This window comes from Amphibiibacter pelophylacis (genome assembly GCF_037688875.1).
GTDB classification, from domain to species: Bacteria; Pseudomonadota; Gammaproteobacteria; order Burkholderiales; family Burkholderiaceae_C; genus Amphibiibacter; species Amphibiibacter pelophylacis.
Map to the genome: position 1 here is coordinate 17,813 of NZ_JAWDIE010000018.1, position 24,958 is coordinate 42,770.

Genomic DNA, 24,958 nt, shown 5'->3' on the forward strand with positions numbered 1-24,958 from the left:
GGCCAGACGCGACACGGCGGCGCTCAAGCAGCGTCCTGATCGGTGTCCAGATGCACCCAGGCGTCAGCGCGGTGCGCCTGCGCAGCGATCAGCGCGGCGTTGAGCTCGTCGTTGCCCGCCATCCAGTCCAGCGCCTGCTGGCGCGTGCGGCCGTGGTGCATGTGGCGCGACAGCAGGCGCTCGCGGCGCAGCCCGTCGTCTACGGCCAGATACCAGCAGGCGTCCAGCAGGGGGCGCACGCCCGCCCAGCCGCCCTCTTCCAGCAGCAGGTAGTTGCCTTCGACGATCAGCAGCCGGTGCTGCGGCGCCACCAGCAGGGCGCCGGCGATGGATTCTTCCAGTTCGCGGCGGAACTCCGGCGCGTACACCGGCCCGCCGTCGCGGCGCAGGCGCTCCAGCAGCGCGACGAAACCCGGCGCATCAAAACTGGGCGGCGAGCCCTTGCGCTGCGCCAGGCCCAGGCGGGCCAGCTCGGAATTGGCCAGATGAAAGCCGTCCATGGGCACGATGGCGACGGCGTCGCCCAGCTCATCCAGCAGCCGGGCGGCCAGGGTCGATTTGCCCGCGCCCGGGCAGGCGGCCACGCCCAGCATCTGGCGCCGTCCCGTCGCCAGGGCCTGATCGAGCAGGTGACGCGCGGCAGCGCAGGTGGCGTCCCAGCCGCGCAGCGCGGGCACAGCGGGCTGGCGAGAAAACGGGCGGGACGAGGGATCAGCGGGGTGGCTCATGGCGGCGGGTGCGGGACACGATGCAGGACATGTCCGCCATCATAGGCGCGGCCCGGCAGCGGGGGCCTGTGGCATGATGCGCGCGCATGAACCCGCCCGCTTCAACCGCCCTGTCCGTGCCGCCCGAAATGGCCGGTGATCCCGCCTGGGCCGACACCGAAATCGACGACAGCCGCGAGCGCCACGCCCTGGCGCCGGGCGAGGACGACCTGACCGCTGACGCCCCTGCCGTACGGGTCGCGGATGCCGCAGCAGCCCAACCCACCGCCATCGCGGTGCCGCCGCGCCAGCTTCCGCCACGCCGGGCCTTGCCCCAGCGGCTGCCCCTGCACCTGCTGCGCGATGGCGTTCACCTGCTGCTGGCCGGTCTGTCCGGCATGGGCGCTGCCTGGCTGGGCCAGGCGCATTACGGCAGCCGCGTGCTGGGCGCCTCGATGGGCTTTGTCACCGGCGCGCTGGTGCTGTGGGGCGTTCCGGCGCTGGTGCGCGCCCGGCGCCGCGCGAACGCATCAGGCGCCCGCAAATCCAGCCATAAACCCCGGCCATAAAAAAACCCGGCGCAGCGTCGTCAGACGCAGGCCGGGTGGGCGGAACTGCCGAAGCAGCACCGGGGCGCAAGGCCCCGGCTGGCAGCGCTTAGCGCTTGCTCAGCGAATCGCGGATCTCGCGCAGCAGCACGATGTCTTCCGGCGTCGGTGCGGGAGCAGCCGGGGCGGCCGGCGCTTCCTTCTTCAGGCGGTTGACCTGTTTGACCATCATGAAAATCACGAAAGCCAGGATCAGGAAGTTGATGACCACGGTGACAAAGTTGCCATAGGCCAGCACGTTGGCCACGGCCTGGGCGTCGGCCAGCTTCATGCCTTCGGTGACCTTGTCACCACCGCGCAGCACAACGTACAGGTTGGAAAAATCCACCTGGCCGCCCGTGATGAAGTTGACGATGGGCATGATCACATCCTTGACCAGCGAATCGACGATCTTGCCAAAGGCCGCACCGATGATCACGCCAACGGCCAGATCCATCACATTGCCCTTGGCAATAAAGTCCTTGAATTCGGATGCCATGCTCATGAAAAACTCCTTGGGGGTATAGGGGTTGGGGTAAAAGAGTGGCGCAAGTATGACAGCGTATTGCACCCCATCCGACTCACAGCGGCAGCCGTGCCGCGGCGGCGTTAAAACCGTGGCCGGGCTGTCGCCCCGGCGGTGCGCAGGCGTGAACAAATCATCACAAGAAGCAGGCGGCTAGAATCAGTCCTGCATGAAACCTGCCACACCGCCCCCGCCCACCGATCCCGCCCGCCGCCGCTGGATGGCGCTGAGCTGCGGCCTGGGCGCCGTGGGCGGCGTCGCGGCCACGATTCCGCTGGCGGGCAGCCTGCTGCCGCCCGAGCACCTGCGCCATCCGCCGCCACTGCGTGTGGATCTGGCCGCCCTGGCGCCCGGGCAGAAGCTGTCGCTGACCTGGCTGGGCCAGCCGCTGTGGGTGGTGCACCGCACGCCGCAGCAGGTGGCGGCGCTGTCCAACCCGGCGCTGCTGGCGCGTCTGGCCGATCCGCAGTCGCAGCGGCCGGGCAGCATCACGCCAACGGGCGCGCGCAACGCCACGCGCTCGCTGCTGCCGCAGTGGCTGGTCGTGGTCGGCGTGTGCACCCATCTGGGCTGCACGCCGCTGGACCGCCTGACGCCCGGCGCGGGCACTGGCCTGCCGCCTGACTGGCCGGGCGGCTTTCTGTGCCCCTGCCACGGATCGACCTTTGACCTGGCCGGGCGAGTCTTCCGCGACCAGCCTGCGCCGGACAATCTGGCCGTGCCAGCGCACCGCTTTGCCTCGGCCACCGAGCTGATCCTGGGCGAAGACACCCCGGCCCAGGCCGCCTGAGCATGGACTGGCTGGAATCCCGCCTGCCGCTGCGCGCCTTCTGGGCGAAGCACATCAGCGGCTACCGCGTGCCCGCCACGCTCAACGTCTGGTACGTCTTTGGCCTGCTGGCGCTGGCGGCGCTGGCGATTCTTGGCGTCAGCGGGGTTTTCCTGGCCATGCACTATGTGCCGTCGGGCGACGAGGCGCATGCCTCGGTGCAGCGCATGGCGCGCGAAGTGCCCTGGGGCTGGCTGCTGCTGCAGGCGCACCGCGTGGGCGCTTCGGCGATCTTCGTGGTCCTGGCGCTGCATTTGTGGCGCGGGCTGATGTATGGATCCTACCGGCGCCCGCGTGAGCTGGTCTGGCTGACGGGCCTGGCGCTGATGGCGCTGATGGCCGCACAGGCCTTCACCGGGCAGACGCTGCCCTGGGGCCAGGTGTCTTACTGGGCCGCGCAGGTGGTGACCGGGCTGCTGGGCGGCCTGCCTGGCGTCGGGCCCGATCTGCTGCTGTGGGTGCGCGGCGACCACACCGCCTCGGGCGTGACGCTGACGCGCTTTTACGCCCTGCACGTCATTGTGCTGCCGCTGCTGATCGGGGGGATGGTGGTGCTGCACATCGTCTGCCTGCGCGTGGCCGGGCCCAGCAACCCGGACGGGATAGACCCGGCGCAGCAGCCCCTGCCCACCGTGCCCTTTCACCCCCACCACACGGCGCACGGCCTGCGCGCGCTGGCCATCGCCCTGCTGCTGGGCGCCGCGCTGGTGTTCTTCGGGCCGGACCTGGGCGGAGCGCTGGGTGCGCTGCTGCACGACCCGCAGAACGATCTCCCCGCCAATCCCATGCTGACGCCCGACCACATCGCGCCCGCCTGGTATTTTTCGCCGCTGTTTGCCCTGCTGCGCGCTACCACGCCCACACTGCTGATCGTGTTCAGCGTGGCGGTGGCCCTGGGTGCCGTCTGGGCGCTGTGGCGCGGCGGGCTGAGCGACATGGGCCGCGCCCGCGTGCTGCCGGTGACCGCCGTGAGCATCGTCCTGCTGCTGGTTCTGGACGCGCGCTTCTGGGGCCTGGCGGTGCTGGTGGGCGCGGTGGCACTGCTGGCCGCCCTGCCCTGGCTGGACCGCAGCCCGCAGCGCTCGCTGCGCCACCGTCCGCGCTGGCACAGCGCGCTTTACGCCCTGCTGGTGCTGGATGTGCTGCTGCTGGGCCTGTGCGGGCAATGGCCTCCGTCAGACACGACACTGCGCCTGGCGCAGGCCGGCACGCTGTACTACTACGGCTTTTTCGCGCTGATGCCGCTGTGGAGCGCGCGCGGCCGCGCGCCGGGAGGGCGGCCATGAAGCGCCTGGCCACGGCTCTGCTGCTGGTGGCGCTCGCCGCTCTGGTGGCCGCCGCCGGGCCAGTCACGACAGCCCCTACACCCACGCCTGTGCACAGCGCAAGTGCGCCCGCCGCCCAGCCCGTGCGCGGCACGCTGGCCACGGCGCCCACCCCGGGCCAGCGCCGGGCACTGGGGGCGGGCGTATTGCTGGGGCTGGCGCTGTGGACGTTTGCGGTCTGGGGGTGGACCCGACACTGGACCCTCCGTCCCAGCGACACCGACTAGAATGCGGGCATGACGTCCGAGCCCATCAACCTCACCAACCACTTCCTGATCGCCATGCCGGGGCTGAAAGACACCCTGTTCTCGGGCGCGGTGGTGTACCTGTGCGAGCACAACGACAAGGGCGCGCTGGGTCTGGTCATCAACAAACCCATCGACATCACGCTGAAAAGCCTGTTCGAGCGCATCGACCTGTCGCTGACCCGGGACGAAATCTCCACCCTGCCCGTCTATTACGGCGGCCCGGTCCAGAGCGAGCGCGGCTTTGTGCTGCACGAACGCATCGGCGACGAACCCACGGGCTACGGCTCGACGCTGTCCATCCCCGGCGGCCTGGAAGTGACGACCAGCCGCGACGTGCTGGAAGCACTGTCCAGTGGCGCAGGACCGCACCGCGTGCTGGTCACGCTGGGCTACAGCGGCTGGGACGCCGGACAGCTCGAGGCCGAAATCGGCCGCAACGGCTGGCTGACGGTGCAGGCCAAACCAGAAATCATTTTTGATACGCCCATCGAGCAGCGCTACGAAAAAGCGTTCACGCTGCTGGGCTTTGATCCGGCGCAGCTCAGCAGCGTCAGCGGCCACGCCTGACGCGCCGGATGACGCCAGTGCAGAATCTTCCCGACCCGGCGCCGCGCAGCGGCCCGGACCAGACGCTGCTGGCGCTGGATTACGGCACGCGCCACATCGGCGTGGCCGTGGGCAACACCCTGATGCGGCGCGCCCAGGCGCTCAAAACCCTGAGCGTGCGCGGCCAGGAGCACTGGCAGGCGCTGGACGCCCTGATCGCCGAATGGCAGCCGACCGCGCTGGTCGTCGGCCTGCCTTTTCACCCGGACGGCGCCGAGCACATCAACACCGCCCGCGCCCGGCGGTTTGCGCGCCAGCTGCGCGGCCGCTGCCGCCTGGACATCCACCTGGAAGACGAGCGCTACAGCACCTGCGAGGCCGCAGGTGCCGAGGCCGGCAGCGGCTCGCGCGCCAGCCATAGCATCGACGCGCGCGCCGCCGCCGTCATCCTGCAGCAATATCTGGACCGACTATGACCCCGCCGACCTCTTTCGATCCGGGCCGCGACCTGCCCGCGCCCGACCAGGCCTACCAGCAGCTACTGGCCCAGTGCCGCGACTGGCTGGCCCAGCGCGCGGGCCAGGCCGTGCACGTGACCGGCGTGTGGGCGGGCGGTGTGTGGCTGGCGGCGCGCCTGCATGCCGATCTGGGCCTGGCGGGCGAGCCGGGCTGCATTTCCAGCACCCTGCACCGCGACGATTTCGCGCAGCGCGGACTGAGCGCCAGCACCGACGCCACGCGCCTGCCTTTTGAGGTCGATGGCGCGCACATCCTGCTGGTCGACGACGTGCTGCAGACCGGCCGCACCGTGCGCGCCGTCATGAACGAGCTGCACGATTTCGGCCGCCCCGCCAGCATCGCGCTGGCCGTGCTGCTGGACCGCAGCAACGGGCGCGAGCTGCCCATCGCCGCCACCTGCGCCGGACAGCGCCTGGCGGTGCCGACCGACTGCCGCCTCTCCTTGGAGCCTCTGGGCGAGCGCCGCGCCGCGCCCCAGGATTACCGCTGGGAGCTGGTGCGCAGCGCCTGACCCGAACTGATCTGGATTCTGACGACATGCCCGCCCCACACCCCCAGCTCAACCGCCACGGCGAGCTGATCCACCTGCTGAGCACCGAAGGCCTGCCCAAGGCCATCATGACCCAGCTGCTGGACACCGCCGAAGCCTTCCTGTCCATCCACCAGCGCGAAATCAAGAAAGTGCCGCTGCTGCGCGGCAAGAGCGTGTTCAACCTCTTCTTCGAGAACAGCACGCGCACGCGCACCACGTTCGAGATCGCCGCCAAGCGCCTCTCGGCCGACGTGATCAACCTGGACATCGCCCGATCCAGCACCGCCAAGGGCGAATCCCTGCTGGACACCATCGCCAACCTGTCGGCCATGCAGGCCGACATGTTCGTGGTGCGGCACAGCCAGAGCGGCGCGCCCTTCCTGATCGCGCAGCACTGTGCGCCGCACGTTCACGTGATCAACGCAGGCGACGGCCAGCACGCGCACCCCACCCAGGGCCTGCTGGACATGCTGACCATCCGGCACTACAAGAAAGAATTCCACAACCTCAGCGTCGCCATCGTCGGCGACGTGGCGCATTCGCGCGTGGCGCGCTCGGACATCCACGCGCTCAGCACCCTGGGTGTGCCCGACATCCGCGTTGTCGGCCCCAAGACGCTGGTGCCCGACAGCCTGCGCCCGCTGGGTGTGCGCGTCTGCCACGACCTGCGCGAAGGCCTGAAAGACGTCGATGTCATCATCACCCTGCGCCTGCAGAGCGAGCGCATGAGCGGCGCCCTGCTGCCCAGCAGCGGCGAATACTTCCGCACCTACGGCATCACGCCCGAGCGCCTGCAGTGGGCCAAAGACGACGCCATCGTCATGCACCCGGGCCCCATCAACCGGGGCGTGGAGATCGCGTCCAGCGTCGCCGATGGCGAGCGCAGCGTGATCCTGCCGCAGGTCACTTTCGGCATCGCCGTGCGCATGGCGGTGATGGGCACCATCGCAGGGAATATGGCATGAACACGCTGATCCACAACGGCCGCCTGATCGATCCGGCCAGCGGCCTGGACCGCATCGGCGACCTGGCCATCAGCCACGGCCGCATCGTGGCGCTGGGCGAAGTCCCCGCCGGTTTCGAGGTGCAGAACCGCGTCGATGCCACCGGGCTGTGGGTGCTGCCGGGCCTGGTCGACCTGTGCGCGCGTCTGGGCGCTCCGGGCCACGGCCAGTCCAGCCTGCTGGAGAGCGAACTCGGCGCAGCCGCCGTCGGCGGCGTGACCAGCCTGGTCTGCCCACCCGACACCGACCCGGTGCTGGACGAGACGGCGCTGGTCGAGATGCTCAAGCTGCGCGCGCGCAAGCTCAGCAAATGCCGCCTCTTCCCGCTGGGCGCGCTGACGCAGGGCCTGGCCGGGCAGAAACTGACCGAAATGGCCGCGCTGACCGAGGCCGGCTGCGTCGGTTTCTCGCAGGCTCAGGTGCCCATCACCGACACGCAGGTGCTGATGCGCAGCTTCCAGTACGCCGCCACCTTTGGCTACACGCTGTGGCTGCGTCCGCAGGACCCGTGGCTGGGCCGGGGCGTGGCCGCCAGTGGCGCGCTGGCCACGCGCATGGGGCTGCCGGGCTTCCCTGAAGCGGCAGAAACCATCGCGCTGCACACGATTTTCGAGCTGATGCAGGCCACCGGGGCGCGCGTGCACCTGTGCCAGATCTCCAGCGCAGCGGGCGTGGCGCTGGTGCGCCAGGCCAAGTCGCGCGGCTTGCCCGTGACCGCCGACACCAGCGTCAACCACCTGCATCTGACCGAAATCGACATCGGCTATTTCGACACGCGCAAGCGCATCCACCCGCCGCTGCGCCAGCAGCGCGACCGCGACGCCCTGCAGCAGGGCCTGCTGGACGGCACGCTGGACGCGCTGGTCAGCCAGCACACGCCGACGCAGGCCGAAGACAAGCAGCAGGCTTTCGACGGCGCCAGCCCGGGCGCCACGGGCCTTGAGCTGCTGCTGCCGCTGGCGCTGCGCTGGGGTGAACTGGCGGGCCTGACGCCCGCGCAGGCGCTGGCCCCAGTGACGCACCGCGCTGCCGCCTGCCTGGGCCAAAGCACGCTGGCCGCCAGCCTGGGGCGCCTGGTGCAGGGCGGTGTGGCCGACCTGTGCCTGGTCGATCCGGCCGTGCGCCAGACCGTCACGCCCGAGCGGCTGGTCAGCCAGAGCCGGTCCACCCCTTTCGAAGGCTGGGAACTGCCCGGCCAGGTGCGCGCCACCTGGGTCGCCGGTCATGCGGCCTACACCGCCAGCACACTGAACTGAAGCATGAACGACACGAATGATCTGGCGCCCGCGCCCTGGCCGCCCGCGCGCCAGCCTGTGACCCCGGCCCGCGCCCTGCGCGCCGTCTGGCGCGGGGTGCGCCTGCTCACGGTCTTCGCGCAGGGGCGGCTGGCGCTGACGCGCTTTCCCGAACTGACGCCCGCCCAGCGCGACGCGGTGCTGATGAACTGGTCGCGCGACGTGCTGCGCGCCCTGGGCGTACAGCTGGACGTGGCGGGCGAGCCTGCGCCCGGCCCGGTGCTGGTGGTGGCCAACCACCTCTCCTGGCTGGACATCATGGCCATCAACGCCCGCACACCTGCGCGCTTTGTCGCCAAATCGGAGATCCGCTCCTGGCCGCTGGTCGGCACGCTGTGCGCCCTGAGCGGCACGCTCTTCATCAGCCGCGAGAAGCGCAGCGACGCGCGGCGCATGGTCAGCGATCTGACGCAGCGCCTGCAGCAGGGCGAAGTGATGGGCTTCTTCCCCGAAGGCACCACGGGCGAAGGCAACACCGTGCTGCGCTTTTACGGCAACCTCTTCCAGTCGGCGCTGCAGTCGGGCGCGCCCATCCAGCCGCTGGCGCTGCGCTACGCCAACGCCAGTGGCGGCTACTGTCCTGACACCTATTTCGGTGGCGATGTCAGCTTCGCCCAGTCGGTCTGGCGGGTGCTGTGCGCACCGCACGTCACCTGCCAGCTGCGCTTCCTGCCTGCGCTGGACACGACCCCGGCCAGCCCCGACACCTCCGCCCCCGACCGCAACCAGCTGGCGCGCGACGCCCACGCGCAGATCAGCGCGACGCTGGCCACGCTGGATGCGGCCCGCAGCACTGCCCCGCTGGCTTCCTGAGACGGCCACCATGAGTCCCCTGGCTTTTCTGCACACGGCGCTGCGCCATTTCCAGACCACCGGATCGGTGGCGCCCAGCTCGCGCTACCTGTGCCGCCACATCGTGGCCTCGGCGCAGCTCACGCCAGACAGCCGCGTGCTGGAAGTCGGTCCGGGCAACGGCGTCATCACCCGCCACTACCTGCCGCACCTGAGCGATCCGGCGCAGGCCACGCTGGTCGAGATCAACCCCGTGTTCTGCGGCATCCTTCGCCGCGATCCGGCACTGCGCGGCGCGCACGTCATCGGCGCCGGGGTGGAAACCCTGCCCGCCGACAGCCTGGAACCGGCGGCCGACGTGATCATCTCCAGCGTGCCTTTTTACAGCCTGCCGCCGTCCGTTCGCGAGGATATCTCGCAGCAGTACGCGCGCCTGCTGCGCCCCGGCCAGCTCTGGGTGCAGTACACCTACAGCCCCAACCCGGGCTTTTTCCGCCGCCAGCCCGGCTTTCACCTGGTCAGCAGCCACCTGGTGCTGCGCAACGTGCCGCCCGCGCGGGTGCTGGTGCTGCGGCGCACGTGAATCGCAGCAGAAATCAGTCCACCGTTTCACCTGTCGAAACGAAATCCTGCGGGTTGCGCAGGATGGGAGCACAAGCCCCGCGCTGACATACTCGGACCGTGTCATTGAGTGGTCTGTGTATGTCTTCGAAAATCCTGCGGGCCCAGCCCGCCCCCGCCGAGCCCTTCGTCATCCATGCCCCGCTGGGCGATGCCCTGCCGCTGGTGTTTGATTCGCCGCACAGCGGCTTCGCCCTGCCGGACGATTTCGGCACCGTCGCCACCGAGGCCGAACTGGCCAGCTCCTGCGACGCCTTCGTCGACGAGCTGTGGCTGCCCGCCGTCGGGCGCGGTGCCACGCTGCTGGCGGCCTGTTTTCCGCGCGCTTACATCGATCCCAACCGGGCGGCTGACGACATCGACGCCCAGCTTCTGGCCCAGCCCTGGCCCGAGCCGCTGCAGCCGCGCGCCTACACGCTGCGCGGCATGGGCCTGATCCGGCGCGACATCCTGCCCGGCCGCCCCATGTACCAGCGCCTGCTGGACGTGACCGAGGTGCAGTCGCGGCTGGATCGCTACTACCGCCCCTACCGCCAGGCGCTGGCGCGGCTGCTGCACGAGCGCCAGCAGGCGGGCGGCCGCGTCTGGCACATCGACTGCCACTCAATGAAGGCGCAGGGCAACGCCATGAACGTGGACCGCGGCGCGCAGCGCCCGGATATCGTGGTCAGCGACGGTCTGGGCCGCACGGCCGACCCGGCCTTCACCGCCTGGGTGGCCGATGCGCTGCGCGAGCGCGGCTTCTCGGTCCAGGTCAACGACCCCTACCAGGGCGGCGATCTGGTGCTGGCCCACGGCGCGCCCGCGCAGGGGGTGAACAGCGTGCAGATCGAGCTGAACCGCGCGCTGTACCTGGACGAAAGCCGCCACGCCACGCACGCGGGCTTTGAGGCACTCCAGCGCCGCCTGGACGATTTTTCGCGCGCGCTGATCGACCATGTCACCCGCAGCCTCTGACACGACGCCCCCCGGCTACCGCATCGATGCGGTCGAGCGCGCGCTGCAGCTGCTGGATCTGGTCGCCGAAGCGCCCGGCCTGGGCGTGGCCGAACTGGCGCGCCGCGCCGGGCTGACCAAATCGCGCACCTTCCGGCTGCTGGGCACGCTGCAGCACGGCCGCTACCTGAGCGCCGGTCCCGGCGGCTATCGCCTGGGGCCGCAGGCTTTCGTGCTGGGCGTGGCCGCCGTGCAGGACAGCGCGCTGGTGCGCTGCGCGCAGTGGCACATGCAGGCGCTGCACGCGCAGCTGGGGGTGACGGTGGTGCTGCGCGTGCGGGAGCGGCTGGAATCGGTCTGCATCGCCCGCGCCGACCGCGAGCAGGAACTGGCGCTGTCCCGGCTGGTCGGCAACCGGCGGCCGCTGTTTTCCGGCGCTTCGGGCAAGGTGCTGCTGGCGTATGCGCCGGACGAGATCCGCGAGCGCTTCATCGCGCAGCAGGCTGCGCTGCAGGGCCGCGACGCCGCCTGGTGGGAGCGCGAAACGCGCGCCGAACTGCAGCGCGTGCAGCAGCAGGAGCTGGCCATCAGCCAGGGCGAACGCGCCCACGGCCGTCTGGCCATCGCCGTGCCGGTGCGCGACGCCAGTGGCGCGGTCGTGGCCTCGCTGAGCCTGTCCACCGACGGCGCCAGCGTGGCGCCGGACGTTCTGGCGCAGTGGAGCGGCCAGCTGCAGCGCAGCAGCCGCCATCTTTCTTCCGATCTGGGTTTCTGACAGGAGCTTTTCATGGACACCGCCCTTCCGACAACGACGCCCGCCGCCGCGCACGGCCACAAACGCCTGCTGCATCCCGTGGTGGTGATGCTGTGGGTGCTGGGCATGGCCCTGGCGCTGACCTGGTGGCTGGACGCCGGGCACTTCCAGCGCGAGGGCAAGCTGGTCGTACCGGGCACCTACCAGGTGGTGGCCAAGCCCGAATCGCTGGGACAGCTGCTGGCCGTCCACCTGCCGGGCAAAGAGGACAACGCGGCCGTGGCCCAGCCCGCCAGCCTGCTGACGGTGGTCCATGCCGTGCCCCAGGGTCTGGCCAAGCAGGCTGAACTGATCGTGATGGTGATGTTTGTCGGCGGCATGTTTGGCGTCATGCGCCGCACCGGCGTGGTCGATGCGGGGCTGGACCGGCTGCTGGCCGTGACCGGCGGCAACGTTCGGGTGCTGGTCCCGGTGCTCATGCTGGTGCTGGGCCTGGGCAGCACCTTCATGGGCTTCATCTCGGAGTATCTGGTGCTGATCCCGGTGATGGTGCTGCTGGCCGAGCGCCTGGGGCTGCCGCCGCTGTTCGGCCTGGCCGTGGTGGCGGTGGCCGCCAAGATCGGCTATGTCGCGTCGGTCACCAACCCCTTTGCGCTGGCGGTGGCCCAGCCCATGGCCGGGGTGCCGCTGTTCAGCGGCATGGGGCTGCGCATCGCTCTTTTCGTGATTTTCATGGCGGTGGGCATCCTGTACGTGCTGCGCCTGGCGCGCCAGGTTCGGGGAGCGCCGCCTGAGCGGGCACAGGATGCGGCAGCCCGTCTCTCCTGGCGGCACAGTGCCATTCTGCTGGTGCTGCTGGGCGCCTGCGTGGCGCTGGTTGTGGGGGTGAAAAACGCCCACTGGGGCAACCTGGATCTGGCCGCTTTCTACCTGCTGCTGGGTGCCCTGATCGCTGCCCTGGGCGCGCTGGCCCCGCGCGATGCCTGCGACGCTTTTGTGGACGGCATGAAAAGCATGATGCTGGCCGCGCTGCTGATCGGTCTGGCCTCCTCGGTGGAGATCATCCTGCATGGCAGCCAGGTGATGGACACCCTGGTCCACCTGGCCACCAGCGCCGTCAGCCAGCACGCGCCGGTCTGGGTCGCGCAGGGGCTGATGGGCGTGCAGATGTTTCTGGACGTGTTCATCCCCTCGGTGTCCGGCAAAGCGCAGGTGACCATGCCCATCATTGCGCCAATCGCTCAGCTGTCGGGCGTGAGCGGGCAGACGGCGGTGCTGGCCTTTCTGCTGGGCGGCGGTCTGACCAATATGATCACGCCGACCTCGGGCATGCTGCTGGCCTATCTGGCCGCCGCGCGCGTGGGCTACGGCCAGTGGCTGCGTTTTGTGCTGCCGCTGTTCCTCATCCTGCTGGTGATGTCGGGCCTGGCGCTGGCTTTTGCCGTGACCACGGGCTACTGACGGGCGGCGCAGGCGCCCAAGGCAGCGCGGATGAGGGTGGCGGACGCGGGTTAACCCCGATGGCCTTGGGCCACTGGCGGGCCGCACCATCGCGGGCTATTCTGTCTGGACCCGCCAGCCCACCGCCCCCATGAACCAGTACCACAGCACCGCGACGGTTCCACGCCGCCAGGCCTCGGCCTACTGGCGGGAGGTGATTGCGCAAACCTACTTCCAGCTGCAGCTGGATTTTGGCGTGCAGCAGCAGGAATTCCGGGGCGAGCTGCAGGCCTGGTCGCTGGGCCAGGTCTCGCTGTCGCGGCTGGCCAGCAGCCCGCTGCGCTACCGCCGTGCGCGTCTGGCGCAGCAGGGACCGACGGGCGAGATCCTGGTCACGCTGCCGCGCCTGACGCCGGTGCAGTTCGCGCAGATGGGCCGCGAGACGCTGTGCCAGCCCGGCCAGTTCATCCTGGAGCATGGCGACGAACCTTACCGCTTCGATTACGGCCAGGACAACAGCATGCTGGTGCTCAAGCTGCCCGAAGCGGCGCTGCGCAGCCGGGCCGGGCCGGTGGACCGCTTCTGTGCGCGCCACTTCGACACCACCCAGGGTGCCGGGCAGCTGTTTTCCGATTACCTGATGCTCATCACCCGGCACTGCACGCAGCAGGGTCCGGAAACGCGCGCGCTGATGGGCCAGCAACTGATCGACCTGTTAGCCACCGCGCTGCTGGACGAGCCTTCGGCGCTGCAGTCGGGGCTGTCCTCGGTGCGGGCCGCGCACCTGGCGCGCATCGAAACCCATGTTCGCCAGCGCATGACCGACCCCGATCTGACGCCCGAGCGCATCGCTGCCGCCTGCGGCATTTCGCTGCGCTACCTGCACGACCTGTTCCGCGACACGGGGCAATCGGTCTCGCAGTGGGTGCGCAGCCTGCGCCTGCAGGCCGCGTGGGAGCAGCTGGCCCGCGCCAGCAGCGGGCGCAGCGTCGCGCAGGTGGCTTACGCCTGCGGTTTTGGCGACCCGGCGCAGTTCTCCACGGCTTTCCGGCGCCATTTTGGTCTGCCGCCCAGCCAGGTCCAGCCCGGCCAGACGCCGCCTGTCCTGAAAAGCTGAACCGGCCACCCCAGGTCACGAAGGGCCTGGGGAAAATCCTCCCCGCACTGCACCCACGCACAAGCCGTGGTGCACGCCCGCACAAGTCCGAACCGGCCTCGCTGCCCACAATTCCTGACATCGCGCCGCCTGTTGCGGCCTGTGCAAGGAGGAGCATCCATGGCAACGAACCGGTCCGTCGACCCCATCACTCTCGCCGTCGTGCGCGGCACCCTGGAAACCACCCAGCGCGAAATGACGCTGACGCTGGAGAAAACCGCCCGCTCCAGCGTGTTCAACGTGGCCCACGACTACAGCAACGCGCTGTTCAATCACCGCGCCGAAATGATCCTGCAGGGCCAGGACATTCCCATCCACCTGGGCGGCCTGATGCCAGCCATGAAAGCCGTGGCCGCCTACTTTGGCGACGACATCCACGAAGGCGATGTCATCTACCACAACGACCCGGCCATGATGGGCAGCCACATCCTGGACTGCACCATGTACAAGCCCGTGTTTTACAAGGGCAAGCTGGTGTTCTGGAGCGTGTGCAAAGGCCACGTCACCGACATCGGCGGGCCGGTCCCGGCGGGCTACAACCCCGATGCGAAGGAAATCTTCGCCGAAGGCTTGCGCATTCCGCCCGTCAAGCTGTGGAGCAAAGGCGAGCCGCGCCAGGACGTGATCCAGTTCATTCTGTCGAATGTGCGTTCGCGCCGGGACTGGGAGGGCGATCTGAAGGCGCAGTACGGCGCCGTGACCATCGGCGAGCGCAACCTGATCGCGCTGGTCGAAAAATACGGGCTGGAAGAAGTCCAGGCCTGCAGCGACGAGCTGCTGGCCATGGCCGACCGCTCGATGCGCCAGCTCTTTGCCAGCGTGAAAGACGGCCGCTACACCGCCACCGCCGTGCTGGAAGACGCGGGCCACGGGCTGGGCGAGCTGCCCATCACCGCCACGGTGGACATCCGGGGCGACAACTGCCACATCCGCATCGACAGCCCGCCGCAGGTGCCCTACTTCATCAACAGCTACGAGGGCAATTCCTACTCGGGCGTTTACCTGGGCCTGATGATGTTCGCCAAGGTGGCGCCGCCCTACAACGAGGGCCTGTACCGCTGCGTGACGCTGGACCTCGGCCCCAAGGGCACGCTGTGCAACGCCCGCGAACCCGCGCCGCACGTCAACTGCACGACCACGCCGATGGAGACCCTGGCCGACGCCGTGCGTCTGGCGCTGGAACAGGCCGCGCCCGAGCGCGCCGTGGGGTCCTGGGGACACAGCAGCGGCATCAACATCGCGGGCTTTGACACGCGCAACAGCGAGGAGTACGTGACCATGGTGCTGGCCTCGCTGATCAGCGGCGCCGGGGCCACGGCCAGCATGGACGGCTGGAATTCGGTCGGGCCGCAGTGCTGCTTTGGCGCGCTCAGTTCGGGCGACATCGAAATCCTCGAATACTCCTACCCGGTGCAGATCCACCGCTACGGCCTCGTGGGCGACAGCGGCGGCGCGGGCTATCACCGGGGCGGCTGCGCCACGGTGTGGGAGGTCGAACCGCTGGCGCACGAAATGACCGCGATCAGCTTCGGCGAAGGCCGCCACTACCCGGCCATTGGCGCCCAGGGCGCACGCAGCGCGCGGCCTGAGCTGAAGGTCGGCCGCGTCGAGCTGAAGGACGGCGAAGCGGTGAAGGAAGTCATGCGCACCAACGCCATCATGACCCTGCAGCCGGGCCAGCGCGTGGCCACCATCAACCCGGGCGGCGGCGGCTGGGGCGAACCGCTGCAGCGCGAGATCGAGCGCGTGGTCGCTGACGTGCGCAACGGCTATGTCTCGGTCGCCGCCGCGCGCGACGAGTACGGCGTCGAGGTCGATACCGCCACCTGGACCGCCCGCCCCTGCGGCGCGCGCCTGACGGCCTCAGCCTGAGCCGCAGCCTCCATCGCCTGAACGGGCTCCCGGGCCCCTTCCCCCTTCTGAAGAAAGAAACACACCATGAGCTATCGACTGGGCGTAGACGCCGGCGGCACTTTCACCGATTTCGTTCTGGCCGATGACCAGGGCCAGGTTCACCTGTTCAAAGCCACTTCCACCCCCGAGGACGGCACGCAGGCCATCGCGGCGGGCCTGGCGCAGATCAGCGAGAAGCTGGGGCGGCCGGTGGCCGACATCCTGGCCGACACCACGCTGTGCGTGAACGGCACCACGGTGGCGCTGAACGCGCTGATCCAGCACAAGGGCGTCAAGACCGGGCTGATCTGCACCGCCGGGCACGAGGATTCGCTGGAGATCCGTCTGGGTCACAAGGAAGAAGGCTACCGCTACGACGCCGACTACCCGCCCGCGCGCCAGCTGGTCGAGCGCCACCTGCGCCTGCCGGTGCGCGAGCGCGTGCTGGCCGATGGCAGCATACGCACGCCGCTGAACGAGGACGACGTGCGCGCCGCCTGCGAGACCTTCCGCCGCGAGGGCGTGCAGGCCGTGGCCGTGTCGCTGCTGTGGAGCGTCGCCAACGGCCAGCACGAGCGCCGCGTCACCGAGCTGGTGCGCGAGCTGCTGCCGGAGGTCTACGTGTCGTCGGGTCTGGAGGTCTTTCCGCAGATGCGCGAGTACACGCGCACCTCGACCGCCGTGGTCAATGCCTATCTGGGCCCGGTGCTGAAAGCCTATGTGGACCGCATCGACCAGTTCTACCGCGATCAGGGCGTGCGCGTGCCGGTGCGCTACTTCCAGAGCAACGGCGGCATGGCGGCCCGCGACGTGATGGTCTCGCGCGCGGTCAACGCCATCAACTCGGGGCCTGCCTCGGCGCCGCGCGCGGGCGCCTGGGTGTGCGAGCCGCTGGGCCTGGCCAACTACATCACCGTGGACATGGGCGGAACGTCCTTCGACATCACGCTGACCCACCAGGGCCGCACCAACATCAGCAAGGACATCGATTTCCTGCGCTACCGCATCGGCTCGCCCATGATCCAGGTCGAAACGCTGGGCGCGGGCGGAGGCTCCATCGCCTGGATCGACGCGCTGGGCGTGCTCAATGTGGGGCCGCAGTCGGCGGGCGCGCAGCCTGGCCCGGCCTGCTACCAGCGCGGCGGCACGCTGCCCACCGTGACGGATGCGAATGTGGTGCTGGGCTACCTCAACCCCACGCACCTGCTGGGCGGGCGCCTGGAGATCGACGCCAGCGCCGCCGCTGACGCCATCACCCGCGAAGTGGCGCAGCCGCTGGGCATCAGCCTGGAGCGCGCCGCGCACGGCATGTACAGCATCGTCAACAACAGCATGGTCAACGGCATCCGGCGCGTGTCCATCGAGCGCGGCTACGACCCCCGCGATTTCGCCCTGATCGGCGCGGGCGGCGCCACCGGCCTGCACCTGACCGCGCTGGCGCAGGAGATCGGCTGCCGCACCGTGCTGGTGCCCAAGCTGGCTTCGGGGCTGTGCGCTTTCGGCCAGCTGCTGTCCGACATCCGCTACAACCGCATGGCCGCCACGCCCATGCGTCTGGACGAACGCGCCGACCTGGCCGGGCTGGAGCAGCGCTTCACCGAACTCGAAGCCGACGCCGTGCAGGCGCTGGAGAGCGAAGGCCTGGCGCGCAAGGACATCCACGTCCAGCGCAGCATGGACATGCGTTACGTCGGCCAGGTGCACGAGTGCACGGTCGATCTGGGCGATCTGCGCATCAGCGCGGACACGCTGGGCGAGATTCGCCAGCGCTTCAACGACCTGCACCGCCAGCTTTTCACCTACGACGAGCCCGACAGCCTGATCGAAATCGTGAACATCGAAGCCACCGTTTCCGGCCGCACCGGCGCCGTGCAGCCCGGACAGATCGCGGCGGGCGGCCAGGCCCAGAGCGCCCGCTCGGGCGAGCGCGACATGGTCTTTGCCGGCGACGGCAGCCGCACGCGCACGCCAGTCTATGACGGCCAGCGCCTGGGCGCCGGTGACCTGCTTGACGGCCCGGTGGTGATCGAAGAGCCCACCACCACCATCGTCGTCCAGCCGGGCTGGCGCGTGCGCCTGCACGCCAGCGGCACCTACGTCATCACCCGTCAGGACGCCTGAGCGCCCGGGCGCCGCTGCAGCAAAGGCCACCGCCATGACCTCCTTCGCGACCTCATCGGACAGCGCCAGCGGCCTGCAGGCGCATGCCGTCGGCGTCCACTTTCAGGGCCTGAAAGCGCTCAGCGGCGTGGATCTGACGCTGCAGCGCGGGCGCATCACCGGCCTGATCGGCCCCAACGGCGCGGGCAAAACCACGCTGGTCAACGTGCTGTCGGGCTTTCAGGTGCCCCACGAGGGCGAGGTGCGGCTGGACGGGCAGAGCCTGCGCAGCCTCAGCGCCGACGCGCTGCGCCGCTGGGGGGTGGCGCGCACCTTCCAGGGCGGGCGCCTGTTCGCCAACCTGACGGTGCAGGAGAACCTGGAAGCCGCCGGTGTCGGCCTGGGCCAGAACCGTGCGCAGGCGCGGCGCGAGGCGCAGGCCCTGCTGGACGAGATGCAGGTCGGCGCGCTGGCCCCGCTGCGCGCGGCCGATCTGCCCTACACCGACGAGCGCCGCGTCAGCATCGCCCGCGCGCTGATGGGCCGCCCGCGCTACCTGCTGCTGGACGAGCCCGCCGCCGGCATGAGCGACCCGGAAGCGCACGAGCTGGACGCGCTGGTGCGCCACCTGGTCGAGCGCGTGGGCTGCGGCGTGCTGCTGATCGAGCACAACATCCGCCTGGTGCTGGGCTTGTGCGACGAGGTGGTGGTGCTGGACAGCGGCTGCGTCATCGCCCAAGGGTTGCCTGACGAGATCCACCGCAACGAGCGCGTGCGCGAAGCCTATATGGGCAGCATGGCCGCCGCCGTGGACGAAGACCGCGCCAGCAGCGCGGCCTCGCCCCGCTCTGCCGGAGCGGCCGCATGAGCGCCGCTGATCTGAGCGTCCAGGATCTCACGGTGCGCTACGGCAGCACTGTGGCGCTGCGCGGTCTCTCGCTGGACGTGGCGCAAGGCAGCACGCTGATGCTGACCGGCCCCAACGGCGCGGGCAAATCCACGCTGTGCAAATCGCTGATCGGCTGGGTGCGCCCGGCCAGCGGCGCGCTGCTGTGGCAGGGCCAGAGCCTGGCCGGGCTCAGCCCGGAGGACATCGCTGCGCGCGGCATCGCCATGATCCCCGAAGGCCGCCACGTCTTTGGCAGCCTGAGCGTGATCGACAACCTGCGCGTGGCCGCCACTCGGCGGCGCGACCGCGCGGGCATCGCCGCTGATCTGGATCGGCTGCTGGCGGTCTTTCCCATGCTGCAGCCGCGCCTGCAGCAGGCGGCCGGAATGCTGTCGGGCGGCCAGCAGCAGATGCTGGTCATTGCCCGCGCGCTGATGGGCCGCCCGCGCCTGCTGGTCATCGACGAGCCCTCGCTGGGCCTGGCGCCACAGGTGACCGACCAGGTCTACGCCACGCTGCGCCAGCTTCAGGCCGAGCAGGGGCTGTCGCTGCTGATCGTGGAACAGAGCTCGCGCCGCGCCGCCGCCATGTCCAGCCCGCTGGTGCTGCTGCGCGAAGGCCAGGCCGTGCTGCGCGGCCCGGCCAGCCAGATCGACGCCGACACGCTGGAACGCGCCTATTTCGGCGACGACAGCCCCGCCCTGGAGAGCCCGCCATGAACCTGCTGCAGCTGCTGTTTGACGCCCTCTCGCTGGGCAGCCTTTACGCCCTCGGGGCGCTGGGCATCGCGCTGATTTTTGGTGTGATGCGCCTCGTGAACTTCGCCCACGGCGATGTCATGACCTTCTCGGTCTTTGGCCTGATCGCGCCCACCACGGCCGCCGCTGCGCCGCTGCTGATCGGCGCCTGGAGCACGCCGCTGCTGGTGACCGCCACACTGGCGCTGGGCGCGGGCCTGGCCATGCTGTCCGAGGCGCTGATTTTCCGGCGACTGCGCCGCGCCTCGCCCACCGCGACCATGATCGCCTCGTTTGCGCTGGGCTTCGTCATCCAGAACGCGCTGCTGATGCTGCACAGCTCGCGGCCCAAATCAATCAACCTGTGGCCTGCGCTGAGCCAGCCGGTGCCCATCGGCAGCGCCAGCGTGCCGGGGCTGCAGCTGCTGATCATCGCGGTGACGCTGGCGCTGCTGGTGGGCCTCGTGATGCTGCTGCGTCACAGCCGCGTCGGGCTGGAGATGCGCGCCGCCGCCGAAGATTTCGCCATGGCACGGGCCCTGGGCGTGCGCGCCAACCGCGTCATCCTGCTGGCTTTTGGCCTGAGCGGCGCGCTGGCCGCACTGATCGGGCTTTTTCTGACCAGCCAGTCGGGCGTGCTGGACCTGCGCATGGGCGGGCCGATGATGCTGGTGGCTTTCGTCGCCACGGTGATCGGCGGCCTGGGCAGCCTGGCCGGAGCGGTGCTGGGCGGCTTTCTGCTGGGCGCGGTCAGCACCGCGCTGCAGATGGTGCTGCCGCTGGATGCCCGCCCTTTCCGCGATGCCCTGGTTTATCTGGGCGTGATCGCCCTGCTGCTGTGGCGACCCCAGGGCCTGTTTGTCACTTCTGCGGTGCGCCAGCGCATCTGACCCCGAGGAAGATTCCGCCATGAACCCATCCTCCCTGGCCGCGCGCCACCGCGATGCGCTGCTCCTGGCCGCCGTGCTGCTGGCTCTGGCCGCGCTGGCCAGTGTGGCCGCGCCCGGCCTGCAGCGCACGCTGACCGAAGGGCTGATCCGCGTCGTCACCGTTCTGGGCCTGTTTGTTTTTGTCGGGCAGTCGGGTGTGATCAGCTTTGGCCACATCGCTTTCATGGGCGTGGGCGCTTACGCCGCCGCCTGGCTGACGATGGATCCGGCCATCAAACCCTTTGTGCTGGGCGGTCTGCCCGAGTGGCTGCAGGCGCTGTCGCTGCCCTGGTGGCAGGCCACGCTGGCGGGCGGCGCGCTGGCCGCCGTGGCCGCCGCAGTGACCGGCATCGCCATCCTGCGGCTGACGGGCATCGCGGCGTCGATCGCCACTTTTTCGCTGCTGGCGATTTTCAACGTGGTCTATTCCAGCTGGGACAGCGTCACGGCGGGGACCAGTTCCATCGTCGGCGTCCCCACCACCGTGGGCATTCCGCAGGCGCTGGGCGTGGCGCTGCTGGCGCTGCTGCTGGCTGAAATCCACCGCCATTCGCGCTGGGGACTGGCGCTGCAGGCGGTGCGCGAAGAGCCCGTGGCGGCGCAGTCCTGCGGCATCCGCGCGCTGCGCATGAAGCTGATCGCCTTCGTGCTCAGCGCCCTGGTCTGCGGCGCCGCCGGAGCGCTCAACGCCCAGTACCTGGGCGTGGTCAGCCCGGACGAGTACTACCTGCCGCGCACCTTCATCACGCTGGCGATGCTGGTCATCGGCGGCATGTCCAGCCTGCGCGGCGCGGTGGGCGGCACGGTGCTGATCTCGCTGCTCATGGAGCTTCTGACCCGCCTGGAGGCGGGCGTGACCCTGGGCAGCACCACGTTGGCGCTGCCGCACGGCGCGCAGGAGATCGCCATCGGCCTGCTGATGATCGTGATGCTGATCGTGCGCCCGCACGGGCTGTGGACGCGCTGACGTCTTCCCGCCTTCCCTGCTTCCCGCCCTCCCTCTTTTCCTGCTGACCTGACCCCCGTTCCATCCCGAAAACACTAGGAGACCCTGCCATGCGCCCCTTGTTCACCCGCACCGCTCTGGCCGCGCTCGCGCTGGCCGCCTGCACCGCCGCCCAGGCCCAGCCCAAAGACCTGGTCATCGGCTTTGCCACCGCCCGCTCCGGCTGGCTGGAGGCCTACGACACCCCGGCGCGCAACGCCGCCATGATCCGCATCAACGAGATCAACGCCGCCGGTGGCCTGCTGGGCCGCAAGCTGCGCGTGGTCGAATCCGACAGCAAGACCGACCGCGCCCAGAGCGCCAAAGCCGGGCTGGACGTGCTGGACCAGGGCGCTGATCTGGTCGTGACCAGCTGCGATTACGATTTCGGCGCCCCCGCCGCCATCGAGGCGCAGAAGAAGGGCAAAGTCGCCTTCTTCCTGTGCGCCGAAGACATCAAGGCCGGGCTGCAGGGCGTGGGCAAAATGGCCTTCACCGGCTCGCTGCTCAACGCCGTTCAGGGCGCCACCGTCATCGACTGGGCCTACAACAGGCGCAAGGTGCGCAGCGCCTACGTGCTGGAAGACACGGCCATCGAGTACAACAAAGGCATCTGCAAGGGCTTTGCCGCGCAGGCCAAAACCCTGCCTGAGCTGAAAATCGTCGGCCAGGACACCTTCAAGGGCGGCGACGCCAGCATCGCGGCGCAGGTCTCGCGCATCAAGGCGCTGCCCACGCCGCCCGACGCCATCATGCTGTGCTCGGTCATTCCGGCTGCGGCCAGCGCGGTCAAGCAGCTGCGCGCGGCCGGGATCAACTCGCTGATCCTGAACGGCTCGGCGGTCGATGGCAGCTACTGGCTGGATTCGGTGCCCGGCCTGTCCAACTTTGTCGTGCCCGTGCAGGGCTCGATCTACGGCGACGACCCCAACCCCAAAGTCGAGGCCTTCAACAAGACCTACGCCACCCAGTACGGCGGGCGCCCGTCCAGCACCTACGTCTACCCGGGCTACATCCTGATCGACCTGTGGGCCAAAGCGGTCGAGCGCGCCAAATCGGCCGATGGCGCACCCGTGGTCGCGCAACTGGAGAAAATGAACGCCGAACCCACCATTTTTGGCCCGCGCAGCTTCAGCCCGGCGCTGCACATCCAGAACAACATCCCGCTGCTGATCAGCGAAGTCAAAAACGGCAAGCCCGGCATCGTCGACAAATGGCAGCTCGCCAAGCCCTTCCCGGTGGCGGAGCTGGCGAAGCGGTGATACGGCGGGGGCCAACACCGGCCCTCCGTCAGAGGGTCTGGAGCCAGTAGCAGGTCTGCTGCCGGTAATGCTGTCCCGGGCGCAGAACTACGGCTTCAGCCTGCACCGGGTCCGGGCTGTTGATCTGGTTCGGGAAGGCCTGAGCCTCCAGACAGAAACCCGCGTGGGCCTGATACAGGCCGTGTCGACCAGGCACAAGGCGCAAGTGGTTCCCGCTATAAAACTGCAGCCCCGGCTCGGTGGTCAGAACGGTCAATGAACGCCCTGACGAGGGCTCATGCACATGGGCCACTTCGCGCAGATCACCACGCCCACCGGGCAGCACATAGCAGTGATCAAAGCCCCCTGCCAGTGTCAGCTGGGGCTCCAGCCAGGACAGCCTGGCACCAATCGGCGCGGGGCTGCGAAAATCAAAAGCACTGCCCGCGACAGGGGCCTGATGCGTGGGGATCAATGCCTTGTCTGTATGCAGGACCTGTTCGGCATCGATGCGTAACTGGTGATCGCGGATGTCCCGGCCATCGCCACCGAGGTTGAAATAGGGATGCGCGGTGAGGTTGATGGGGGTTGGCGCATCGCTGCTGGCCTGGTAGTCCAGCAGCAGGCGCCCTTCGTCGTCCAGCCGGTAGGCCAACTGGACGTTAACAGCCCCCGGGAACCCGCCATCCCCGTCCGGTGAAGTCAAGCCCAGCACCAGCGTATCGTCCTGAATCCGGGCGGACCACAGGCGGCGGTGAAACCCGGTATATCCGCCATGGAGCAGGTGATTGCCCTCATTGCGATCCACCTGAAACAGGCGGCCATCCAGAGAAAAACGGGCGTTCGACATGCGATTGGCCCAGCGGCCCACCGTCGCCCCCATGAAGTGAAGGTTCTCCTGCCAGCCCTTTTCCGAGGGGTACCCCAGAAGAATATCCGCAACCCGGCCGTACCGGTCTGGCACACGCCAGGAGCGCAGGGTCGCACCCCACGGGCTGATCACCACAGACATATCCAAAGAATTGCTCAACATGAAAAGCGGACCAGCGCCTTCGTCCGTGAGACGCCGGACACGGGATAAAACCATCGTCATTGATCCTGCTCCTTTTCTTTGGCCGGATGAGACCCAAGCCACTGAGTCTGGTACTCACGGGGCGTGCAGTTCAGCTCCCGGCGAAATACGGTATTCATGTACTGCACGGACGAAAATCCGGCACGCCGGGCAATCTCGGCAATCTGTCCGGTTCCCTGGCGAAGCAGGCCGCAAGCCACCTCAATCCGCTGGCGCAGGATGTCGTCGTGCACACTGCACTGGCGTTCACGGCGGAAATGACTCTCCAGCGTTGACCTGGACACCCCGACATAGTCGGCCACCTGTTCTGTGCGTATGCCCTGACAGGCGTACTGCCGGATGAACATCAGGGCACGCATGACGCGTGGATGACCGGCGCGCGACGGCTGGCTGGATGCCAGAACGTGAATCCCCGCCGGAGGCACCACGACACGCAGATTTCCCAGCCGGGCGCCCCCCAGCATCTGATGCAGCAGATGGGCCGCCGTACGCCCCATCTCGGCCGTGCCCTGCATGACGGAGCTCAAAGGAATCCGCGCCAGAACACGGGTCAAAGGATCGTTGTCTATCCCGATCAAAGCCACCTGCTCAGGCACGGCAATGCCCGCCATCGTGCAGGCCTGGAGCAGTTGCCGGGCGCGGGCATCTGTCACGGCAACAATGCCCACCGGCTTGGGCAGCGACTGCAGCCACTGGGTCAGCCCGTTCATGGCCTCACCCCAGTCGGTGGCGCGTGTGGTCAGGCCCTGATAGACCGCCAGGGGGAGCCCCACGGCCGCAGCCGCATCACGGCAGGCCTGTTCTCTTTCGCGAGCCCAGCGACGGCCGGGATCAGCCGGCAGCCCAAAAAAAGCCAGGTGCCGTAAGCCTGCTGCAATCAGATGTTCACAGGCCAGCCCCACCAGCTTGCGGTTGTCCGTGGCAACGTAGGGCACATCCAGCGGGTACTCACGCTCGTCGGCGTAGGAGCCTCCCACCGCCACAACCGGCATGCGGCAGCCCCCCAGGGCCCGCGCGACTTCGGGATCGTCGAAGTCGGCAATGATCCCGTCGCCTTCCCACTGATCAATGCCGTTCAGGCGGTAGACGAAATCCTCTTCCAAAAAAAGGTCCCATGCCGCGCGCGTGCTGTTGATGTAGTCAGCAATCCCCGTCATGACCTCACGGTCATACACCTTGCTGGCATTGAACAGCAGCGCAACCCGGTGAACCGGGGGTCCGGTGGTAGCAGAAGGTGGATTCATCGGTGTTCAGCGACAGGTCTGCAGCTTTGTTCCTTGGCGATCAGTTTAAAG

At 69.0% G+C, this 24,958-nt stretch carries 26 protein-coding genes; 22 read left to right on the plus strand and 4 right to left on the minus strand.

Annotation, left to right across the window (positions count from 1 at the left end; translation table 11 throughout):
- Positions 1–23 precede the first annotated feature (23 nt).
- A complete protein-coding gene (locus RV045_RS11220; RefSeq protein WP_423235881.1) occupies positions 24–728 on the minus strand; it encodes a nucleoside/nucleotide kinase family protein in 705 nt (234 codons plus the stop codon).
- Between the two features lie 86 nt (positions 729–814).
- Here RV045_RS11220 and RV045_RS11225 point away from each other — a divergent pair, with 86 nt between their 5' ends.
- Positions 815–1,276, plus strand: coding sequence for a hypothetical protein (locus tag RV045_RS11225; RefSeq protein WP_423235882.1), 462 nt, complete (start codon positions 815–817; stop codon positions 1,274–1,276).
- A gap of 88 nt (positions 1,277–1,364) precedes the next feature.
- Here the strand turns inward: RV045_RS11225 and mscL are convergent, their stop codons facing one another.
- The gene (gene mscL / locus RV045_RS11230; RefSeq protein ID WP_423235883.1) at positions 1,365–1,799 is read right to left on the minus strand and encodes a large conductance mechanosensitive channel protein MscL; all 435 of its coding nucleotides are present in this window, start codon (positions 1,797–1,799) and stop codon (positions 1,365–1,367) included.
- Between the two features lie 190 nt (positions 1,800–1,989).
- Between mscL and petA the strand changes: the two genes are divergently transcribed.
- From petA to RV045_RS11335, 21 genes are all read left to right on the plus strand, one after another.
- Positions 1,990–2,610: a ubiquinol-cytochrome c reductase iron-sulfur subunit gene (petA, locus tag RV045_RS11235; RefSeq protein WP_423235884.1), complete on the plus strand. Its 621-nt coding sequence runs from the start codon at positions 1,990–1,992 to the stop codon at positions 2,608–2,610.
- A gap of 2 nt (positions 2,611–2,612) precedes the next feature.
- Positions 2,613–3,935, plus strand: coding sequence for a cytochrome b (locus tag RV045_RS11240; RefSeq protein WP_423235885.1), 1,323 nt, complete (start codon positions 2,613–2,615; stop codon positions 3,933–3,935).
- Positions 3,932–4,201, plus strand: coding sequence for a hypothetical protein (locus tag RV045_RS11245; RefSeq protein ID WP_423235886.1), 270 nt, complete (start codon positions 3,932–3,934; stop codon positions 4,199–4,201). Before RV045_RS11240 ends, RV045_RS11245 begins: the two co-directional genes overlap by 4 nt.
- A 9-nt stretch (positions 4,202–4,210) precedes the next feature.
- Positions 4,211–4,789, plus strand: a complete 579-nt coding sequence (locus RV045_RS11250; RefSeq protein ID WP_423235887.1) for a YqgE/AlgH family protein — start codon at positions 4,211–4,213, stop codon at positions 4,787–4,789.
- 8 nt (positions 4,790–4,797) lie between these two features.
- Positions 4,798–5,244, plus strand: coding sequence for a Holliday junction resolvase RuvX (gene ruvX / locus RV045_RS11255; RefSeq protein ID WP_423235888.1), 447 nt, complete (start codon positions 4,798–4,800; stop codon positions 5,242–5,244).
- Complete coding sequence (pyrR, locus tag RV045_RS11260) at positions 5,241–5,798, plus strand: bifunctional pyr operon transcriptional regulator/uracil phosphoribosyltransferase PyrR (protein WP_423235889.1); 558 nt, start codon at positions 5,241–5,243, stop codon at positions 5,796–5,798. The genes ruvX and pyrR overlap by 4 nt, the downstream gene beginning before the upstream one ends.
- Before the next feature lie 26 nt (positions 5,799–5,824).
- Entirely contained in the window at positions 5,825–6,784 is a 960-nt protein-coding gene (locus RV045_RS11265; protein WP_423235890.1) for an aspartate carbamoyltransferase catalytic subunit, read from the plus strand.
- Positions 6,781–8,079, plus strand: a complete 1,299-nt coding sequence (locus tag RV045_RS11270; protein WP_423235891.1) for a dihydroorotase — start codon at positions 6,781–6,783, stop codon at positions 8,077–8,079. Before RV045_RS11265 ends, RV045_RS11270 begins: the two co-directional genes overlap by 4 nt.
- A gap of 3 nt (positions 8,080–8,082) precedes the next feature.
- On the plus strand, positions 8,083–8,931 hold the full coding sequence (locus RV045_RS11275) for a lysophospholipid acyltransferase family protein (protein WP_423235892.1): 849 nt from the start codon (positions 8,083–8,085) through the stop codon (positions 8,929–8,931).
- 10 nt (positions 8,932–8,941) lie between these two features.
- Entirely contained in the window at positions 8,942–9,493 is a 552-nt protein-coding gene (locus tag RV045_RS11280; protein WP_423235893.1) for a class I SAM-dependent methyltransferase, read from the plus strand.
- 119 nt (positions 9,494–9,612) lie between these two features.
- Complete coding sequence (locus RV045_RS11285) at positions 9,613–10,488, plus strand: N-formylglutamate amidohydrolase (RefSeq protein WP_423235894.1); 876 nt, start codon at positions 9,613–9,615, stop codon at positions 10,486–10,488.
- On the plus strand, positions 10,469–11,242 hold the full coding sequence (locus RV045_RS11290; protein WP_423235895.1) for an IclR family transcriptional regulator: 774 nt from the start codon (positions 10,469–10,471) through the stop codon (positions 11,240–11,242). The genes RV045_RS11285 and RV045_RS11290 overlap by 20 nt, the downstream gene beginning before the upstream one ends.
- Positions 11,243–11,254: 12 nt before the next feature.
- A complete protein-coding gene (locus RV045_RS11295) occupies positions 11,255–12,682 on the plus strand; it encodes a YfcC family protein (protein ID WP_423235896.1) in 1,428 nt (475 codons plus the stop codon).
- A 130-nt stretch (positions 12,683–12,812) separates the two neighbouring features.
- Entirely contained in the window at positions 12,813–13,778 is a 966-nt protein-coding gene (locus RV045_RS11300; RefSeq protein ID WP_423235897.1) for an AraC-like ligand-binding domain-containing protein, read from the plus strand.
- A 159-nt stretch (positions 13,779–13,937) separates the two neighbouring features.
- On the plus strand, positions 13,938–15,689 hold the full coding sequence (gene capB, locus RV045_RS11305) for a caprolactamase subunit beta (protein WP_423235898.1): 1,752 nt from the start codon (positions 13,938–13,940) through the stop codon (positions 15,687–15,689).
- A 66-nt stretch (positions 15,690–15,755) separates the two neighbouring features.
- On the plus strand, positions 15,756–17,831 hold the full coding sequence (capA, locus tag RV045_RS11310) for a caprolactamase subunit alpha (RefSeq protein WP_423235899.1): 2,076 nt from the start codon (positions 15,756–15,758) through the stop codon (positions 17,829–17,831).
- Positions 17,832–17,865: 34 nt separating this feature from the next.
- On the plus strand, positions 17,866–18,678 hold the full coding sequence (locus RV045_RS11315) for an ABC transporter ATP-binding protein (protein ID WP_423235900.1): 813 nt from the start codon (positions 17,866–17,868) through the stop codon (positions 18,676–18,678).
- Complete coding sequence (locus RV045_RS11320) at positions 18,675–19,418, plus strand: ABC transporter ATP-binding protein (RefSeq protein ID WP_423235901.1); 744 nt, start codon at positions 18,675–18,677, stop codon at positions 19,416–19,418. Before RV045_RS11315 ends, RV045_RS11320 begins: the two co-directional genes overlap by 4 nt.
- Positions 19,415–20,326, plus strand: coding sequence for a branched-chain amino acid ABC transporter permease (locus RV045_RS11325; RefSeq protein ID WP_423235902.1), 912 nt, complete (start codon positions 19,415–19,417; stop codon positions 20,324–20,326). The genes RV045_RS11320 and RV045_RS11325 overlap by 4 nt, the downstream gene beginning before the upstream one ends.
- 19 nt (positions 20,327–20,345) lie before the next feature.
- Complete coding sequence (locus RV045_RS11330; RefSeq protein ID WP_423235903.1) at positions 20,346–21,332, plus strand: branched-chain amino acid ABC transporter permease; 987 nt, start codon at positions 20,346–20,348, stop codon at positions 21,330–21,332.
- An 89-nt stretch (positions 21,333–21,421) separates the two neighbouring features.
- The gene (locus RV045_RS11335; RefSeq protein WP_423235904.1) at positions 21,422–22,612 is read left to right on the plus strand and encodes an ABC transporter substrate-binding protein; all 1,191 of its coding nucleotides are present in this window, start codon (positions 21,422–21,424) and stop codon (positions 22,610–22,612) included.
- Between the two features lie 28 nt (positions 22,613–22,640).
- On the opposite strand, the gene RV045_RS11340 is transcribed toward RV045_RS11335, so the two are convergent.
- Both RV045_RS11340 and RV045_RS11345 read right to left on the minus strand, forming a co-directional pair.
- A complete protein-coding gene (locus tag RV045_RS11340; RefSeq protein ID WP_423235905.1) occupies positions 22,641–23,684 on the minus strand; it encodes an aldose epimerase family protein in 1,044 nt (347 codons plus the stop codon).
- Entirely contained in the window at positions 23,681–24,907 is a 1,227-nt protein-coding gene (locus tag RV045_RS11345; protein ID WP_423235906.1) for a XylR family transcriptional regulator, read from the minus strand. Before RV045_RS11345 ends, RV045_RS11340 begins: the two co-directional genes overlap by 4 nt.
- Between the last annotated feature and the right edge of the window lie 51 nt (positions 24,908–24,958).

Bases quoted from the DNA above. Each gene is read 5' to 3' on its own strand.
- RV045_RS11220 (WP_423235881.1), bottom strand. From the start codon at position 728: ATGAGCCACCCCGCTGATCCCTCGTCCCGCCCGTTTTCTCGCCAGCCC.
- RV045_RS11225 (WP_423235882.1), top strand. From the start codon at position 815: ATGAACCCGCCCGCTTCAACCGCCCTGTCCGTGCCGCCCGAAATGGCC.
- mscL (WP_423235883.1), bottom strand. From the start codon at position 1,799: ATGAGCATGGCATCCGAATTCAAGGACTTTATTGCCAAGGGCAATGTG.
- petA (WP_423235884.1), top strand. From the start codon at position 1,990: ATGAAACCTGCCACACCGCCCCCGCCCACCGATCCCGCCCGCCGCCGC.
- RV045_RS11240 (WP_423235885.1), top strand. From the start codon at position 2,613: ATGGACTGGCTGGAATCCCGCCTGCCGCTGCGCGCCTTCTGGGCGAAG.
- RV045_RS11245 (WP_423235886.1), top strand. From the start codon at position 3,932: ATGAAGCGCCTGGCCACGGCTCTGCTGCTGGTGGCGCTCGCCGCTCTG.
- RV045_RS11250 (WP_423235887.1), top strand. From the start codon at position 4,211: ATGACGTCCGAGCCCATCAACCTCACCAACCACTTCCTGATCGCCATG.
- ruvX (WP_423235888.1), top strand. From the start codon at position 4,798: ATGACGCCAGTGCAGAATCTTCCCGACCCGGCGCCGCGCAGCGGCCCG.
- pyrR (WP_423235889.1), top strand. From the start codon at position 5,241: ATGACCCCGCCGACCTCTTTCGATCCGGGCCGCGACCTGCCCGCGCCC.
- RV045_RS11265 (WP_423235890.1), top strand. From the start codon at position 5,825: ATGCCCGCCCCACACCCCCAGCTCAACCGCCACGGCGAGCTGATCCAC.
- RV045_RS11270 (WP_423235891.1), top strand. From the start codon at position 6,781: ATGAACACGCTGATCCACAACGGCCGCCTGATCGATCCGGCCAGCGGC.
- RV045_RS11275 (WP_423235892.1), top strand. From the start codon at position 8,083: ATGAACGACACGAATGATCTGGCGCCCGCGCCCTGGCCGCCCGCGCGC.
- RV045_RS11280 (WP_423235893.1), top strand. From the start codon at position 8,942: ATGAGTCCCCTGGCTTTTCTGCACACGGCGCTGCGCCATTTCCAGACC.
- RV045_RS11285 (WP_423235894.1), top strand. From the start codon at position 9,613: ATGTCTTCGAAAATCCTGCGGGCCCAGCCCGCCCCCGCCGAGCCCTTC.
- RV045_RS11290 (WP_423235895.1), top strand. From the start codon at position 10,469: ATGTCACCCGCAGCCTCTGACACGACGCCCCCCGGCTACCGCATCGAT.
- RV045_RS11295 (WP_423235896.1), top strand. From the start codon at position 11,255: ATGGACACCGCCCTTCCGACAACGACGCCCGCCGCCGCGCACGGCCAC.
- RV045_RS11300 (WP_423235897.1), top strand. From the start codon at position 12,813: ATGAACCAGTACCACAGCACCGCGACGGTTCCACGCCGCCAGGCCTCG.
- capB (WP_423235898.1), top strand. From the start codon at position 13,938: ATGGCAACGAACCGGTCCGTCGACCCCATCACTCTCGCCGTCGTGCGC.
- capA (WP_423235899.1), top strand. From the start codon at position 15,756: ATGAGCTATCGACTGGGCGTAGACGCCGGCGGCACTTTCACCGATTTC.
- RV045_RS11315 (WP_423235900.1), top strand. From the start codon at position 17,866: ATGACCTCCTTCGCGACCTCATCGGACAGCGCCAGCGGCCTGCAGGCG.
- RV045_RS11320 (WP_423235901.1), top strand. From the start codon at position 18,675: ATGAGCGCCGCTGATCTGAGCGTCCAGGATCTCACGGTGCGCTACGGC.
- RV045_RS11325 (WP_423235902.1), top strand. From the start codon at position 19,415: ATGAACCTGCTGCAGCTGCTGTTTGACGCCCTCTCGCTGGGCAGCCTT.
- RV045_RS11330 (WP_423235903.1), top strand. From the start codon at position 20,346: ATGAACCCATCCTCCCTGGCCGCGCGCCACCGCGATGCGCTGCTCCTG.
- RV045_RS11335 (WP_423235904.1), top strand. From the start codon at position 21,422: ATGCGCCCCTTGTTCACCCGCACCGCTCTGGCCGCGCTCGCGCTGGCC.
- RV045_RS11340 (WP_423235905.1), bottom strand. From the start codon at position 23,684: ATGACGATGGTTTTATCCCGTGTCCGGCGTCTCACGGACGAAGGCGCT.
- RV045_RS11345 (WP_423235906.1), bottom strand. From the start codon at position 24,907: ATGAATCCACCTTCTGCTACCACCGGACCCCCGGTTCACCGGGTTGCG.